At 35.6% G+C, this 16,228-nt stretch carries 18 protein-coding genes; 8 read left to right on the top strand and 10 right to left on the bottom strand.

Going from position 1 to position 16,228, the window contains the following annotated elements:
- Window positions 1-3: 3 nt before the first annotated feature.
- The 3 genes from ODR02_RS09860 to ODR02_RS09850 all read left to right on the top strand — a co-directional run bounded on the left by ODR02_RS09860 (window position 4) and on the right by ODR02_RS09850 (window position 2,175).
- Window positions 4-435, top strand: coding sequence for a BT0820 family HAD-type phosphatase (locus ODR02_RS09860; protein WP_209784762.1), 432 nt, complete (start codon window positions 4-6; stop codon window positions 433-435).
- A 163-nt stretch (window positions 436-598) separates the two neighbouring features.
- Entirely contained in the window at window positions 599-1,408 is an 810-nt protein-coding gene (map, locus tag ODR02_RS09855; RefSeq protein ID WP_309512320.1) for a type I methionyl aminopeptidase, read from the top strand.
- On the top strand, window positions 1,408-2,175 hold the full coding sequence (locus ODR02_RS09850) for a class I SAM-dependent methyltransferase (RefSeq protein WP_209784761.1): 768 nt from the start codon (window positions 1,408-1,410) through the stop codon (window positions 2,173-2,175). The genes map and ODR02_RS09850 overlap by 1 nt, the downstream gene beginning before the upstream one ends.
- A gap of 54 nt (window positions 2,176-2,229) precedes the next feature.
- On the opposite strand, the gene ODR02_RS09845 is transcribed toward ODR02_RS09850, so the two are convergent.
- From ODR02_RS09845 to ODR02_RS09835, 3 genes are all read right to left on the bottom strand, one after another.
- Window positions 2,230-2,940 (bottom strand): T9SS type A sorting domain-containing protein, encoded by a 711-nt coding sequence (locus ODR02_RS09845; protein ID WP_309512319.1) that lies wholly within the window; start codon window positions 2,938-2,940, stop codon window positions 2,230-2,232.
- A gap of 140 nt (window positions 2,941-3,080) precedes the next feature.
- Window positions 3,081-3,413 (bottom strand): DMT family transporter, encoded by a 333-nt coding sequence (locus ODR02_RS09840; RefSeq protein ID WP_309512318.1) that lies wholly within the window; start codon window positions 3,411-3,413, stop codon window positions 3,081-3,083.
- 270 nt (window positions 3,414-3,683) lie between these two features.
- Window positions 3,684-4,247 carry a Crp/Fnr family transcriptional regulator gene (locus ODR02_RS09835; protein ID WP_105682607.1) on the bottom strand — a complete coding sequence of 188 codons (564 nt, stop codon included), beginning with the start codon at window positions 4,245-4,247 and terminating at the stop codon, window positions 3,684-3,686.
- Window positions 4,248-4,473: 226 nt separating this feature from the next.
- On the opposite strand from ODR02_RS09835, the gene era reads away from it, so the two are divergent.
- Together era and ODR02_RS09825 are read left to right on the top strand one after the other, a co-directional pair.
- Window positions 4,474-5,349 (top strand): GTPase Era, encoded by an 876-nt coding sequence (gene era / locus ODR02_RS09830; protein ID WP_047384549.1) that lies wholly within the window; start codon window positions 4,474-4,476, stop codon window positions 5,347-5,349.
- 66 nt (window positions 5,350-5,415) lie between these two features.
- Entirely contained in the window at window positions 5,416-5,844 is a 429-nt protein-coding gene (locus ODR02_RS09825; RefSeq protein WP_105682606.1) for a DoxX family protein, read from the top strand.
- Between the two features lie 64 nt (window positions 5,845-5,908).
- Here the strand turns inward: ODR02_RS09825 and ODR02_RS09820 are convergent, their stop codons facing one another.
- Window positions 5,909-6,058, bottom strand: coding sequence for a hypothetical protein (locus tag ODR02_RS09820; RefSeq protein WP_209784759.1), 150 nt, complete (start codon window positions 6,056-6,058; stop codon window positions 5,909-5,911).
- A gap of 117 nt (window positions 6,059-6,175) precedes the next feature.
- On the opposite strand from ODR02_RS09820, the gene ODR02_RS09815 reads away from it, so the two are divergent.
- A complete protein-coding gene (locus tag ODR02_RS09815) occupies window positions 6,176-8,578 on the top strand; it encodes an alpha/beta hydrolase family protein (RefSeq protein ID WP_209784758.1) in 2,403 nt (800 codons plus the stop codon).
- A gap of 169 nt (window positions 8,579-8,747) precedes the next feature.
- Here the strand turns inward: ODR02_RS09815 and ODR02_RS09810 are convergent, their stop codons facing one another.
- Window positions 8,748-9,437: an HAD family hydrolase gene (locus tag ODR02_RS09810; RefSeq protein ID WP_309512317.1), complete on the bottom strand. Its 690-nt coding sequence runs from the start codon at window positions 9,435-9,437 to the stop codon at window positions 8,748-8,750.
- A 76-nt stretch (window positions 9,438-9,513) separates the two neighbouring features.
- Between ODR02_RS09810 and ODR02_RS09805 the strand changes: the two genes are divergently transcribed.
- Both ODR02_RS09805 and ODR02_RS09800 read left to right on the top strand, forming a co-directional pair.
- Entirely contained in the window at window positions 9,514-10,077 is a 564-nt protein-coding gene (locus tag ODR02_RS09805) for a Crp/Fnr family transcriptional regulator (protein WP_309512316.1), read from the top strand.
- Window positions 10,078-10,578: 501 nt separating this feature from the next.
- Window positions 10,579-11,082 carry a GNAT family N-acetyltransferase gene (locus ODR02_RS09800; RefSeq protein WP_309512315.1) on the top strand — a complete coding sequence of 168 codons (504 nt, stop codon included), beginning with the start codon at window positions 10,579-10,581 and terminating at the stop codon, window positions 11,080-11,082.
- A gap of 101 nt (window positions 11,083-11,183) precedes the next feature.
- Here the strand turns inward: ODR02_RS09800 and ODR02_RS09795 are convergent, their stop codons facing one another.
- The 5 genes from ODR02_RS09795 to ODR02_RS09775 all read right to left on the bottom strand — a co-directional run bounded on the left by ODR02_RS09795 (window position 11,184) and on the right by ODR02_RS09775 (window position 16,076).
- A complete protein-coding gene (locus ODR02_RS09795; RefSeq protein ID WP_309512314.1) occupies window positions 11,184-11,672 on the bottom strand; it encodes a hypothetical protein in 489 nt (162 codons plus the stop codon).
- A gap of 101 nt (window positions 11,673-11,773) precedes the next feature.
- Window positions 11,774-13,135, bottom strand: a complete 1,362-nt coding sequence (locus ODR02_RS09790) for an MATE family efflux transporter (RefSeq protein WP_309512313.1) — start codon at window positions 13,133-13,135, stop codon at window positions 11,774-11,776.
- A 100-nt stretch (window positions 13,136-13,235) separates the two neighbouring features.
- Complete coding sequence (locus ODR02_RS09785) at window positions 13,236-14,420, bottom strand: sigma-54-dependent transcriptional regulator (protein ID WP_209784753.1); 1,185 nt, start codon at window positions 14,418-14,420, stop codon at window positions 13,236-13,238.
- 56 nt (window positions 14,421-14,476) lie between these two features.
- A complete protein-coding gene (locus tag ODR02_RS09780) occupies window positions 14,477-15,136 on the bottom strand; it encodes a YggS family pyridoxal phosphate-dependent enzyme (protein WP_309512312.1) in 660 nt (219 codons plus the stop codon).
- Window positions 15,137-15,209: 73 nt separating this feature from the next.
- Window positions 15,210-16,076, bottom strand: a complete 867-nt coding sequence (locus tag ODR02_RS09775) for a polysaccharide deacetylase family protein (protein ID WP_209784751.1) — start codon at window positions 16,074-16,076, stop codon at window positions 15,210-15,212.
- Between the last annotated feature and the right edge of the window lie 152 nt (window positions 16,077-16,228).

Genomic DNA, 16,228 nt, shown 5'->3' with positions numbered 1-16,228 from the left:
AAAATGTTAAATAATAAAAAGATCGCTGTTGACTTTGACGGGACTATTGTTGATGATGCTTACCCGGCAATTGGTAAACCGAAAACTTTTGCATTCGAAACGTTGAAGAGACTTCAGGCTGAAGGATTCAGATTGATACTTTGGACATACAGACACGGAAAAACTTTAGATGAAGCGGTAGAATTCTGTAAAAAAAACGGAATAGAATTTTATTCTGTGAACTCAAGCTTCGAAGGAGAAGTTTTTGATCCTGAAAGTCAGTCCAGAAAATTAGATGCAGACTGGTTTATTGATGACAGAAATTTAGGAGGATTTCCAGGATGGGGTGAGATCTACAATATTATTCAGGAAAGAATAGAATTCCGTGTAGAAGGAAAAGAAGTTCTTGCTTATTCAAAACTTAAAAAAGAAAAGAAAAAAGGACTTTTCTGGTAAGATATAGAAGTTAGAAGCTAGATATTAGAGGTTAGTTTTTTAATATCAAATGCTTTTGGTCTTTTATAATTTATAATAGAAAGTTCTGTAGATGTTGGGAAGTAAAAATAAGCATAACGCTGTAATTTAGCTTCTAACATCTAACATCTAATATCTATATACAATGATTCAATTAAAAACGATAGACGAATTACGTCTCATGAAGGAGAGTGCCCGATTGGTTTCTAAAACATTGGGAATGTTGGCAAAAGAAATTAAACCAGGGATTACTACTTTATATTTAGATAAACTGGCTCATGATTTTATTAAAGATCACGGTGCTGAACCTGCATTCTTAGGGTATGGAGGATTTCCAAATTCTCTTTGTATCTCTCCGAATGAGCAGGTAGTTCATGGTTTTCCTAACAACGATGTAGTGAAAGAAGGAGATGTTCTTTCTGTTGACTGTGGAGTGATCCTTAATGGTTTCGTAGGAGATCATGCCTACACTTTTGAAATCGGGGAAGTAAAACCTGAGGTTAAAAAATTACTGCAGGTTACCAAAGAATCTTTATACAAAGGAATTGAGCAGGTTGTCAGAGGAAAGAGAATAGGAGATATCTCCCATGCAATCCAGGCACATTGTGAAAAAGAAGGATATGGAGTGGTAAGAGAGCTTGTAGGACACGGATTGGGAAGAAAAATGCACGAAGACCCACAGGTTCCTAACTACGGAAGACAAGGAAGCGGAAAAGTAATTAAAGACGGTTTGGCAATTGCTATTGAACCAATGGTGAATATGGGTACTGAAAAAGTAAAGTTCCATAATGACGGCTGGACGGTAACTACTTTAGATAATTTGCCATCTGCTCACTTCGAACATGATGTAGCAGTAATCAACGGTAAGCCGGTATTGCTTTCTACATTTGATTATGTATACGAAGCTTTAGGGATTGTAAGTGATGAAGAGAAGCAGTTCCAACTGGATTTTTAATGAAAAAGGTAACTAAGCTTTTACTGAATAAAATTCCACGTCCGATGCTTATCAAAATGAGCATCTGGGCAAGACCGCTTATTTATCAGTTTTTCAAAGGAGATCAATTTTTGGATCCCATTGATGGAAGATCTTACAGGAAATTCCTTCCCTATGGATATGGAAAACAAAGAGAAAATGCTCTTTCACCAGGAACTTTAAGCTTGGAGAGACACCGTCAGATGTGGCTCTATCTTCAGAATGAAACTGATTTTTTCATTAAAAATTATAAAGTACTGCATATCGCTCCCGAACAGGAATTTTTAAGAAAATTCAAGAGAATGAGTAACCTGAATTATATTTCGGCAGACTTATATTCTCCCATTGTAGATGTGAAAGCAGATATCCTGGATTTACCTTTTGAAAATGAAAGCTTTGATATTGTTTTCTGTAACCATGTTCTGGAACATATTGAAGACGATGCAAAAGCAATGAGCGAGCTCTACAGGGTAATGAAACCCGGTGGATGGGGAATTCTTCAGGTTCCGATGAAAAATTCATTGGAGAAAACCTATGAAGATTTTACCATTAAAGATCCAAAAGAACGTCAGAAACACTTCGGTCAGTATGATCACGTTCGTTGGTACGGAATGGATTATTTTGACCGCCTGAGAAAAGCAGGCTTTGAAATAGAACCCAACTTTTATTCCCAGAAATTCTCTGAAGAAGAAATTAAAAAATACGGACTAAGGCATAATGAAATTTTACCTGTAGTCTATAAAAAATAAAATAAAACCCGTTTCAACATTGAAGCGGGTTTTTATATGATGAAATGTTCTCTTTTATTCTTTGACAAAAGGATAGGACTTATAATTTTCTATCGTTATCATGTACTGCCCTTTCTGCAGACTGCTTGTATCAATCGAGGTTTTGTCGCTATGGGTTGTCGTTTCAAATACCAGTTTCCCTGATAAATCGTAGATCTTAAGAGGAAGGTTTCTCTCAATGTTTTCAAGATGTAAAACCTCTTTTACAGGGTTTGGATACGCTTTAAAGGTTTTCGCGGCTGCTTGAACTTCTTTAGTGCTCAGTTGTGGAGTATTGTTATAGTATATTTTGTTCCCTGAAGGATCTGTGATCGTAAGTGTTTTAATATTGCCATTATTTGTGATCTGATAGCTGTATATAGATCCGTAAGCTCCTAAAACATACGCATCACAGTTTTTCTGATCGTAGGCACGAACAGGTGCCGCATTTCCTCCGTTATAAAACAAAAGAGTACACGAGCTTGCTGTTTTGATGAGATTATTACCTCCGGGTATGACCCCGAAACTCATCATAGAGATGTTATAATATCTGGAGTTAATCACATAGCTTGTTCCTCCCGCAGAATTAAAGGTCGTTGCGGGAACTCCATTGTCAATCACAGGAGTATTGGTTGTTTGGCCGCCGCTGGTCACCATTTTAGAAATATACCAGTTGTTGGAAAGTAATTCGGAGGTTTGCTGGGCAGTTAATAAACTGCTTGCTAAAAGGAGTAAAATTTTTTTCATAGGTTAAAAAGTTTTCCGTAAAGATAAAAGAATTTCGTCCTTCTCAATTCCATCAGATTAAATAAAAATAGAAATGCAAAAACCGCCTTCAATACGAAGACGGTTCCATTTTTAAATATAGATAGAAGTTTATGCGCTTTTTAATGGGAGGAAGAGACAGCCTTTAATCCTACCACAGAACCAATAAGGGTTACAATAAAGAAAACTCTCCAAAAGCTTACTGGATCCTTAAAGAAAATAATTCCCATTAAGGCAGTTCCTACTGCTCCGATTCCTGTCCATACTGCATAAGCCGTACCGATAGGCAAGGTTTGAGTCGCTTTAATTAGCAAAAGCATACTGATGGTCATGGTGATCAGGAAACCGATATACCACAGGTACATTTCAGTTCCTGATGTTTCTTTTGCCTTTCCCAAGCATGATGCAAAGGCAACTTCAAATAATCCTGCAATAACTAATATGATCCAATTCATTTCTTAAATTTTTCTCCAGCAAATTTCAGCATTTAACGGGAGAAAAAATTTTACAATTGTTAAAAAATGAAATTAAAGAAAGGGAGATGGGAGCAGGAAGAATGAAGATGGAGACTGGAAGATGGAAGAAAAGACAACGGTCATATCAATAGGAGCAGACTTTAGTCCGCTTTCAATATGAGTAATCATTCCATTGGCTTTAGCCAAAACATAAACTAGGAAATCATAGAATTTTTAAATCTTTCAATCCTTAAATCTTTCAATTAAAATCTACTTGATTTCCGCCCGTATCCTGCTTAAACTCACCTGCGTAATCCCAAGATAAGACGCAATATAACCGAGCTGAACTCTTTTAAGCAAGTCCGGCTGGTAAGTGATGATGTCTTTGTAACGCTCCAGAGAAGTTTTGAACTGTCTGGAAATAATGAGTTCTTCAGATTTTATCATCTCAGCTTCTGCCAGTTTTCTTCCCCAATTAGCAATATGAATATCTTCATTAAACAGTTTTCTGAGACTTTCTGTTTCCATTCTGTAAAGATCGCAGTCTTCCAGTAATTCGATGCTTTCATAGCCTGGTTTGTCTTCTACATAGCTTTTCATGGAAAGAATACATTGTCCTTCACTCCCGAACCAGAAGGTAATATCATTATCAGAAGTTGAAGAATAGGCGCGCGCAATCCCTTTTCTTATAAAATAAAGATAAGGAATCACTTTATCGGCTTCCATCAGGCAAAAGCCTTTAGGGTGCGAAACTTCAGTGATGTGTTCTTTTAAACTGTTTTTTGATGTTTCAGGAAGAAGGTAAACCTGGTCAAGAATCTGGTCTATATTCATAAAGATGAATTCTAATATTCAAAAATATCAGTTTTAGGTAATGCAATACAAAATAATCCTATGTTTTTTTGCAATCTTGTAATGACATGAGCATGGTAACAGCTTTTAATTTTCTTTTATTACAGCCATTTAAGGCTGTATAACTCTCTTTTTTCTTTTAAATATTGAGATTAACCGTAAAGACCAATTTTGTTTTACTAACTTTGCAGTTCGTAATATTATTTTTATGCACAAAGCTGGATTTGTAAATATAGTTGGAAAGCCCAATGCGGGAAAATCGACCTTGCTAAACCAATTAATGGGTGAGAAATTGGCGATTGTAACGCAGAAAGCTCAGACAACCCGTCACAGAATTTTTGGTATTTATAATGAAGATGATCTTCAGATCGTATTTTCTGATACTCCCGGAGTATTGGATCCAAAATACGGATTGCAGGAAAAAATGATGGATTTTGTAAAGGACTCTCTGCAGGATGCCGATGTGTTCCTGTTTATTGTAGATGTTACCGATAAAGCAGAACCTTCAGAATTTTTAATTGATAAATTGAATAAAATTCCTGTACCCGTTCTTCTTTTATTAAATAAAGTAGACCAGACTGATCAGGCAGGTCTTGAAAAATTAGTAGAAGACTGGCACAATAGAATTCCAAAGGCTGAGATTCTGCCTATCTCTGCGTTAAATGCTTTCAATACAGAAGTTATTTTACCAAAAATAAAATCTTTACTTCCTGAAAACCCACCTTACTACGATAAAGATCAGTACACTGATAAGCCTGAAAGATTTTTTGTAAACGAGGCAATTCGTGAGAAAATCCTTCTGAATTATGATAAAGAAATTCCATACTCTGTGGAAGTGGTGACTGAACAGTTCAAGGAAAAAGAAGGGATTATCTTTATAGACTCTATTATTTATGTAGAAAGAGATACTCAAAAGGGAATTATTATCGGGCACAAAGGAGAAGCCATCAAAAAAGTAGGAACTGAAGCAAGATTGGATCTTGAGAAATTCTTTACCAAAAAAATTCATTTAAACTTATTTGTAAAAGTGAAAAAAGATTGGAGAAAGAACGACAGAGATCTTAAAAATTTCGGTTACCGATAAACTAAAACAGCCGGAATCCCGTTGTATTAAAAGATTTTTATTACCTTAGTATAAATTTTTTAGTAAATGAACTATAATAATTCAAATTCAAGCTCAATACTTAAAGATATTATTTTATTAGTTGTGAGAGTGTTTGTAGGTTTTGCAATGCTTTCTCATGGTTTTCCAAAGCTTCAGATGCTGTTGGCAGGAGGTAAAATCGAGTTTTTCGATTTTATGGGTCTTGGTCCTCAGATATCACTGATTCTTACCGTTTTTGCTGAATTTGTGTGTTCAATACTCCTTATATTAGGACTTTTCACAAGAGTTTCTTTAGGATTTCTGATCTTTACAATGATCATTGCCGGCTTTGTTGTACATGGTGCAGACCCTTTTGAAAAAAGAGAAATGAGCCTTATTTATCTTTCTGTTTATCTTTTGCTCATCGTGATCGGAGCTGGAAAAGTTTCGGTAGATCATATGATTGAAAGAAGAAAAAGAGCTTCAGACTGGTAATTTTACAATAAGAACAATACAATATAAAAGAAAGGCACTTCAAAAAATGAAGTGCCTTTCTTTATTAATAATTACAGTTAGGTAAGCATTCCCAGATCAGATTTCCGTTTTCGTCTCTTACTCTGCAAGCCATAAATCCCGGATCACATAATGGAGCACTTCCTCCCATAACGGTCTTTAGATTTTTCTTCGTTAATTTTCTTAAATTTTTCATATTATTTTAATTTGTAAGATAAATGTAATGAAAAAATAAATATGACACCAAAAAGAGTCTTATTTTTTAATGTTAAAATTCTTTTAAATTCACTACATTCGTAAAAAATGAATTTATATGAAGATAAAACTGACTATTTGCCTTTTGGCATTTCTCAATTTTTATGATGCACAGGAAAATATTACGTATCAGAAACCTTCTGCTGAGATTTTAAAACTGGCAGATTATCAAAGACCTCCAAGTGTTCTGATGAACAGCAAAAAAGACTGGGTGGTTTTCACGTACCGTCCAACATATAAAACACTCGAAGATCTCAGTCAGAATGAAATGAAGCTTGGTGGACTTAGAATCAATCCGGTTACTAATATTTCAAGCAGTATCACTTATTCTAATGATCTGAAGATCAGAAAAATTAACGATAAAAATGAAATTCAGGTAAAAAACCTGCCTTCCAATCCCAAAATTGGCTATGTTTCATTTTCTCCGGATGAAAAGAAACTGGCTTTTACCAATACTACCAATAAAGGTGTAGAACTTTGGATTGTAGATATGGAAACGGCTTCTGCCAAAAAAATTACAGCGGATAATCTGAATGCCAATTTAGGAATGCCTTATGTGTGGTATAATGATTCTCAAAGCTTATTGATCAGAGCAATTCCACAAAACAGAGCTGCGCTTATTGATGCAAGCAAAGATCTTCCTACAGGACCTATTGTTTCAACAGCAGATGGTAAAGTTTCCCAGAACAGAACCTACCAGGATCTTTTGAAAAATCCTCAGGATGAAAAAAACTTTGAAACCCTTACGGCTTCTGAAATTTATACTGTAGATCTTACCGGTAATCTTAAGAAACTGAAAGATCAGGATATGTATGCCGGCTTAAGTTTTTCTCCGGACGGGAATTATCTGATGGCTACACTGATCAAAAAACCATTTTCCTATATCGTTCCACTTAACCGATTTCCATCCACAACAGTAGTGTATGATATGAAAGGAAATACCGTGAAAACAGTAAATGATGTTCCTTTGAATGAAATCATGCCGAAAGGATTCTCATCGGTAAGAACCGGAAAAAGAGATATGGCATGGAGAAGTGATGCGCCTGCAACTCTTACTTATGCCGAAGCTTTAGATGGAGGAGACCAGTCTAAAACAGCAGAATACAGAGACGAGGTATTTACTTGGGAAGCTCCGTTTACAGCAGCTCCTAAATCTTTCTTCAAAACAAGACAAAGATATGATGATGTAGTTTGGACTAATGATCATTATGCTATTGTTTCTGAAGGCTGGTATGATACCAGAAATACAAAATCTTACCTGATAGATACTAATAACGGGGAATCTAAAGTTTTCGATGATAGAAATTATCAGGATGTTTACAGTGATCCGGGGAATTTTAATACAACAAAAAATCAGTACGGAAGATATGTTATCGACATGAAAGGAGGAAAAGCCTACCTGATTGGAGCTGGATTCACCAAAGACGGACAGCATCCTTTTATCGATGAAATGGATGTAAAATCCCTGAAAAAGAAAAGACTTTACACTTCGAATATAAAGAATGGTAAAGAAGAAATTATTGATATTCTTAATGCTTCAAAAGGAGAAATTCTTACCATTCAACAATCGCCGAGCATTTATCCTAATTACTTCAAAAAGAATATTAAATCTAATAAAGCAGAAGCTGTAACCACCTTTGCAAACCCTTTTGAAAGTATTAAAGACGTTTATAAAGAAGTGATTACGTACAAGAGAAATGATGGTGTTACCTTAACCGGAACCCTTTATCTTCCTGCTAATTATGACAGAAAAACGAAGAAAGAAAAGCTTCCTTTGCTAATTTGGGCTTATCCTACAGAGTATAAAGATAAAAATACAGCAGGGCAGAACACTCAGAACCCGAACGATTTTACATTCCCATACTACGGATCTTTTGTATACTGGACAACAAAAGGGTACGCTGTTCTTGATGATGCCGCTTTCCCGATTATTGGTGAAGGAAAAACAGAGCCTAATGACTCTTTTATTCCACAGTTGGTAGCCAATGCTGCTGCTGCCATTGATGCTGTTGATCATCTGGGATATATTGACAAAAAGAAAGTCGCAGTAGGCGGGCATTCTTATGGTGCATTTATGACTGCAAACCTTTTGACACATTCTAACCTTTTTGCATGTGGAATTGCAAGAAGTGGTGCTTACAACAGAACGTTGACGCCATTCGGATTCCAGAGCGAGCAGAGAAACTATTGGGATGTTCCGGAGATTTACAATACAATGTCCCCATTCATGCATGCAGACAAAATGAAAACGCCTCTTCTTCTGATTCATGGTGATGCGGATAACAATCCGGGAACATTTACTTTGCAGACTGAAAGATACTTCCAGGCATTGAAAAACCTTGGAGCTCCGGTAAAAATGGTTCTTCTTCCAAAAGAAGCCCACGGATACCAGGCGAAAGAAAATATCTTACATCTTTTATGGGAGCAGGATCAGTTCCTTGAAAAATGTTTGAAGAAATAAATAACAAAAGAGACTGCTTGTAATAAGCAGTCTTTTTTTTTGATTAAAAAATATAATAAGGAAATAAAAGATAGTAAATAAAACTTTATAGAATAGCACTAGGCTTTTCCTTAAAGCGAAGCTCATCTTAATAATCTTACTTTCTTAACAGACCTTAATGGTTTAAATATTAAAGATGCTTTAAGATTTCATCAACACTCTTAAGCTCCATAAAATTCGGATGCTCCAGGTTAACTTCATGCTGTTCATGAGTCCATGTGACATGATAAGGAATATGGGCGGCAAAACCTCCAATTTCCAGCACTGGTAAAATATCTGATTTTATAGAATTGCCAAGCATTAAAAAATTTTCAGGTTGACAATCCAGATGTTTCAGAAGTTTTTTATAATCATTTTCTTTTTTATCACTCATGATTTCAATGTGATGGAAATAGTCCTGTAACCCTGAATTTTTTAATTTACGCTCCTGATCCAGAAGATCTCCCTTTGTCGCGACAACCAGTCGGTATTTTCCCTTTAAGCTTTCAAGGGTTTCTGTAACCCCATCCAACAGTTCAATAGGTTTCTGAAGAAGATCCTGACCCAGCTGAATCGCTTTATTCACTAATTCTAATGACGCCGTATTATTGGAAACTCTGCCAATAGTTTCAATCATGCAAAGCATAAATCCTTTTACTCCATACCCATACAAATGAAGATTCTGCATTTCCGTTTTAAATAGTTCCTGTGACACAGAATGTTGCGGAAGATAATCTTCAAGCAGCATACAGAATTCTTTTTCTGCCTCCTGAAAATAAGGTTCGTTGATCCAAAGGGTATCATCAGCATCAAAGGCAATCGTGGTAATATGATTATTCATTTTTGTTTTGTAATTTCCTGGTGTCAAAATTCAGTATAAAAACTCAATAAACAAAGGACATTTGTCCCGAACACCTATGTTACGAACAAATCAGGAATTTCTAAAGTATTTCGAAGAACTTTACATGAAGCAGGAGGGTAGAGAAGAGGTGATAGTAAAGGATTTCTCCCGGGAAGAAAATATATTGATACAGCATCAGCCACTGTCAAAGGTTATGTTGATTAAAGAAGGTGTTGCCAAATGTTATCTTACTGAAGAAAACGGAAAAGAATATATTGTCGAATTTCTGGGAAATGGGGAAATCCTTGGAGAAGTAGAATTGATGAAGAATATCAGCTGTTTATGTGGAGTAAAAGCAGTCTCTGAGGTGACCGTTTATGAAGTCAATGTTTTCTATTTCAAATCTTTGATTAAAAATGATCTCGCTCTTAACCATTTATTATTGGATTCGTTTGCGGAAAGAATTATCAATACTTCCAGCAGGGCATCTTATCAACAGCTTTATACGGTAGAACATACTGTAACACAATTACTGAACATGCAGTCAAAGCAAGGTATTCAGATTTCTAAAGAAGATATGGCTGCCTATCTTGGTATTACAGTGAGAAGTTTGAATAGAATCTTAAAGGATTTGAAATAATTTCGTTGACAAGCAAAAAGATGTAAAGATTTTCTCGATGCTTATTTATAATTTTAAACATCATTCTTTTGTTGGAAAATCGCAAAGATGCAAAGTTTTTTTAATCCCTATTTATAATTTTAAGGCACAAGAAGATCAAAGATTTTCAGCAAGCGATGACTATGAATTTTTCTGCAAGTTGCGGAAACTGTGCTAGCCCATTTTTAATTAGAATTTGCTTAATTAAAAGAATCTTCAAGTGATTAAAAAATAACCGGTATTCAATTTTATCGAAGATAAAATCTTTGTGCCTTAAAATATTTGATCTTCAAATTCCATTGCGTCTTTGCGTATATCAAAAAAGTTTCGTTTTTTTTTTTTTTTTTAACTAATGATATTTTGATGTGTTTTTAAGGGGTGTTTTGTTTTAAATATTAATATTTAATAATTTAAGTATTGATTTTGATGGGGTGTTTTTGAAATTTAGTATTTTTGTGTAAAATTAAGTCGAATATTCGTCAAATGGAAAAATTAAAGTTCAGAAATGCTGAATTGGCAGATTTAAATAGAATTGTAGCCATTTATAATTCAACAATAGCCTCCAGGATGGTGACTGCAGATATGGAAGAAGTTTCTGTAGAAAGCAAACTAAAATGGTTTGAGGAACACAATCCTCAGACAAGACCACTTTGGGTAGTTGAAGATGAGCAGAATGAAACCGTAGGGTGGGTGAGCTTCAGTTCATTCCATGAAAGAGCGGCATACAATGGAACGGTAGAAGTAAGCATTTATCTGGATGAAACCTGCAGAGGAAAAGGATATGGAAAAACTATTCTTCAGTATTGTATTGATAACGCTGGAAAGTTTGGGGTAAAAAACCTTGTAGCTCTTATTTTTCTTCATAATGAGCCCAGTTTGAAGCTGTTCAGATACTTCGGCTTTGAGGATTGGGGAAGCCTTCCTAATGTAGCAATCCTGGATGGTGTGGAGAGAAGTCTGAAGATTTTAGGGAAGAGAATAGATTAATGCGCTTATAGTGCTTAACCAGTAAGATATGTGAGAAAGTATAAAGATGCTGGTTTGCATTTGAAACACTTTTAATTGTATTCTTTAGAGCTACTTTGTTCTTATTCCTGATAATATATATTAATAATTTTAGTTCTCCAGTTTTGCATTTGTTTTATAATTTTCTCAAGATCTTTTTGAGGGTTTAATGCAATAATACCATTGTACACAGGGTAATCATGAATATTTAAATTATAATGACTTAAAGCTTTTTGCGGAAACTCCAACTCATTTTTTATATACTTCGCCAGAATAAAAATCAATGAAATATTGGGCTCGGAATAGTAGAGTTGAGAGTTGTCCTCTTCGTTAACGAGTTTATAATCCTCTATGGTTGTTTTTAGATAGTGTTCAAAAGCGAGAATTGCTAGATTATATATTGATTCATATTCATATTTTTCATCTATCGTTCCCCACCAGTCAATACCTTGTTCCTCACATCTCAGATATACCAAAGCATCGTTTAATCCTTTGATAATGATTTGCAGTCTGGATGCTGCCATATCAAAATTAATTGAAGAACTCCGAAGTTGTTCAATAGTTAAATCCATCAGTTTTTTATTATTTCATCATTGCTAAATTAAAAATAATAAAATTCAATAAAAAACGCAGAGCTAAAAAACTCTGCGTCAATATGTACTTATATTTTTATTTATGAATTCTGCTTAATTCTTTTCGCAGACATATTCAGGAATCGTTTCACCAGGAAAACGGCTGATACGGTCAGACCTAATCCAAGTGCGATCCACATTCCGAAAGCTCCCATTTCCAAGGTTACACAGAAGAAATACCCCAAAGGAATGGTAATTACCCAATAAGCAATAAAGGTATAGATAGATGGAATTTTCACATCCTGAAGCCCTCTCAGCATTCCTAATGCTGTCACCTGAATTCCGTCAGAAAGCTGGAATAAAGCTGCAATGACCATAAGTTTTGCGGCCAGTGTAATGACTTCCACTTCTTCTTTTTTCGTGAAGAATGTAGGGAGTATATTTCTTCCTAGAATAAATACCAATCCACAGATACACATGAAAATAAAAGCAATCTTCAGGTTGTTGACTCCTACTTTTCTCAGTTCCACAAAGTTCTGTTCACCCACTTTTCTTCCGATCATTACTGTAGAAGCAACACTAAACCCAACGCATAGGTTGAAGGTGAAGGAAGCCATACTTAAAGCGATCTGGTGAGAAGCAATATCATGAGCAGAAATTAGTCCGCAGATAAATGCAGCCCCGGCAAATGCTGTTACTTCAAAGAACATCTGTAAAGCTGTAGGCAAACCAAGTCTTACCATTTTATCAAACATTTGCTTTGAGAAATCCTGAATTTTTAAAGAAAAATCCTTGATATAGCGTCTTGTTCTTTTTTCTTTAAGCAATACAAAATACAGGAAAACCACCATGAAAACTCTGGAAATCAAGGTTGCTAAAGCAGATCCTTGTACACCCATTGCAGGTATTCCCCAAAGTCCTTTGATAAAGACATAGTTTAATGCAATATTGATGATATTGGCAATAATGGTAGCTTTCGTAACACCAATGGTATAAGACAGTCCTTCAGAAACTTCACGAAGTGTCTGGAATGCCATGAACGGAATCATACTGATCACCATTATACTTAAAAATCCTACGGTATCAGGAATGATCTTGGCGGGTTGTCCGGAGTGATAGAGTAGTGGCATTCCCAAAAGTAGAACCACCATAAGGATAATCCCAACAGACATATTGATAATGAAACCGTGGCTGAATACGGAATTAATCGTAGCATGATCCTCTTTTGAGTGTGCTTCCGAAACCAATGGCGGGATTGCAAATGAAAAGCCCAGGGCTAATACAAATATGGAGAAAAACACAGCGTTACCCAATGAAACGGATGCCAGTGCATCGGCACCCAAAAGTTTTCCGACAATAATATTATCGAATAAATTTACTGAAACCTGCCCTACCTGGGTAAGCATCACAGGCAGAGCCAAAGTCAGGCATTCTTTTGTATAGTTTTTATTTAAAAAGTTCATAATATTTTAAGATTCATATAGTTTATAATTCAAATAGGGGCAAAAAAAAATTTGCAGTGGTAACACTGCAAATTTTTATATATGGTAAATAATAACTTTATTATTTCCTTACAAAACTTGCAACGTCACCTTCAGAAACAGTGTTTCCACCAAGAATAATCAATCTTTCCACAACATTTCTTAATTCCCTGATATTTCCAGTCCATGAAAGAGCTTTTAAAGCATCAATAGCTTTATCGTCAAATTTTTTCGTAGCTGTACCATGCTCATCAGCAATCATACCTGAAAAATGTTCAACCAGCAATTTGATATCCTCTTTTCTTTCATCCAAAGGCGGAACATAAATTTCAATTACAGAAAGTCTGTGGTAAAGGTCTTCTCTGAATTTTCCTTCCTCAATTTCTTTCTGCATATTCTTATTGGTTGCCGCAATTACTCTTACGTCAACTTTAATTTCTTTATCACTTCCTACAGGAGAAACTTTGCTTTCCTGAAGGGCTCTCAATACCTTAGCCTGAGCGATAAGACTCATGTCTCCAATCTCGTCAAGGAAGATTGTACCATTATTAGCCTGTTCAAATTTTCCCTGCTTATCTTTAATAGCACCTGTAAAAGATCCTTTTACGTGTCCGAAAAGTTCAGACTCAATAAGTTCAGATGGAATAGCCGCACAGTTTACCTCTACCATAGGACCTCTTGCACGCTCACTTTGATTATGAATTGCATGGGCTACCAATTCCTTTCCGGCACCGTTAGGCCCGGTGATTAGAACTCTGGCGTCAGAAACTGCTACTTTTTCGATCATATCCTGAATCTTTTGGAGAGCAGGAGAGGTACCAATCATCTGGTATTTTTTACTTACTTTTTTCTTTAAGGTTTTATTTTCAGTCTGAAGATTTTTGTTTTCTTTCTTCAGAGTTTCTTTAACCAATGCATTTTTCACACTTGTAATAAGTCTGTTGATATCAATTGGTTTGGAAATAAAATCGTATGCACCGTCCTTCAAACAGGAAACAGCAGAATCAATATCTGCGTGGCCTGAAATCATGATAAAAGTAGTTTCTGGTTTTAATGCAAGACTTTGCTTCAACAGTTCGGTTCCTGAAAGTTTAGGCATCTTGATATCAGAAATCACCAAAGCGAAATCTTCTTTTTCTACCTGTTTGTAACCTTCAAGGCCGTCTTCGGCGATAACAAATTCATAATCGGTTAGTTCATCCGAAAGAATACTGTGAAGTACTCCCGAGATTGCTTTTTCGTCTTCTACTATAAGGATTTTTTGCATAGTTGCAAATTTAAATTTTTTGTTTCAATTATTAGCAAAAACTGTACCTAAATATTCTATTTTGAGTAGTCTCTTCTCCCAAAAATCGCAGATCCAACCCTCACAGAGTTAGCACCACACTCGATCGCTATAGGGAAATCATCGCTCATTCCCATTGATAAGGTGTTTACAGTTTTTAATTGATTTAATTCGTCAAAAAGACTCTTCAAGGTTAAAAATTCATTTCTTACCTGCTGCTTATCATCCGTGAATGTTGCCATTCCCATTAAGCCGGTAATTTCAACATGGGGAAACTTACCTTCAAGATATTGCTGGTAAGCATCTTTAGCCTCAGAAATTTCAAATCCGAATTTACTTTCTTCTGCGGCAATTTTTACCTGTAAAAGAACTTTAATGACTCTGTTTTTCTTTCCTGCTTCTTTGTTGATTTCTGTCAATAATTTTTCGGAATCCACACTTTGTACGGTATCTATGAAAGGAGCTATGTATTTTACTTTATTGGTTTGTAAATGACCAATCAGGTGCCATTGGATATCCTGAGGAAGCAGCGGTGCTTTCTCCATCAGTTCCTGTACTTTATTCTCTCCAAAAACTTTTTGTCCGAGATCATACACTTCCTGAACTGCAGAAGCCGGATGTGTTTTCGAAACAGCAACCAGCTGAACACCGGATGGCAGCTGATCTTTTATAGCGTTGTAATTTTCTTTAATACTCATAGATGCAAATTTCCGAAATTTCCCTGACAGTTCCCAGTCATGAATACATTTCCCTTATACTTTTACAGTGAAATTAATTCAAAACCTCATTAATTTTAGGATACTGAGAAATTTTTCTGAAAACAAACTTGTTGCTTCTCTGTAGCTTTTCAATAAACAGATCCAGCTCGTTGATAGAGTCCGCATCTCTCAGATATTGGTCATGGGTAAGGAAAACAAGGTGTCTGGAAGTTTTCTCAAGGTCGTTTAAGAAAATACTGTCCACTTTCTTGATCATGGCTTCATGGCTTCCTTTCAAAGTCATTTTCTGGGAAGGTCTCCATTCGAGATCCCAGCCGATGACTTTATAACCTGCTTTCTTAAGGCCATCTGCTGCTGCAGTAGAACTTTTGATATCAGTTACGTTAATATTGTTGAGTCTCCAGATATTTCTTCCGGGAGTTCTTGCTATTTTATCAGTAAGCTTCAGACTGTCTTTGGCGATATCAAAATCATGGACTACTGATTCAGCATTTTTATAAAAATCTGTGTATTTGTTGTGGGCATGACTAAAGCTATGGTTGGCAAGTTCTACAAGAGGGTTTTGCTTCAGCAGCAGCAGATCATCTTTCTGTTTTTTGCTTCCGTAGGCATGTTTTCCTACCAGAAAGGCGGTTGCACAAACATTTCTTTTGTCCAGGATTTTTAAAAGATTTTCGGTCCCCTGATTGGGGCCGTCATCGAAGGTAAGGTAGATCACTCTTTTATCCGGGTCTACACTTTCATCATCCATTTTAGGGACTATTTCTGCGGAAGGATGTTCCTGTGAACTGACGACGGGGTCGTTATTCACTTCATTTTTAAAATTACAGCTATACAATAAAGCCGAAGTTGCACTCATCAATGCAAACATCCCGAGAAAAGTCGCATTTTTTGACTTTCCCGCAAAAATTTTTCTCATAAAGATAATGGAATTTCAATTGTTAAAAATCGTTAAAAATAACAATTGAAAGTTAACAAATTATATGCCATGCTGTGCAGTTTATTTTCTTTTTAAGTTTATTTTAAGAACTTTATTTTAAAGGCGATTTCCAATAAGAATTGAATTGTAAC

This window comes from Chryseobacterium sp. CFS2, from assembly GCF_036543225.1.
In the GTDB taxonomy this organism is placed as follows: Bacteria; Bacteroidota; Bacteroidia; order Flavobacteriales; family Weeksellaceae; genus Chryseobacterium; species Chryseobacterium culicis_A.
The sequence above is the reverse complement of the archived record's forward strand: the minus strand, read 5'-3'. Positions and strand labels throughout refer to the sequence as shown.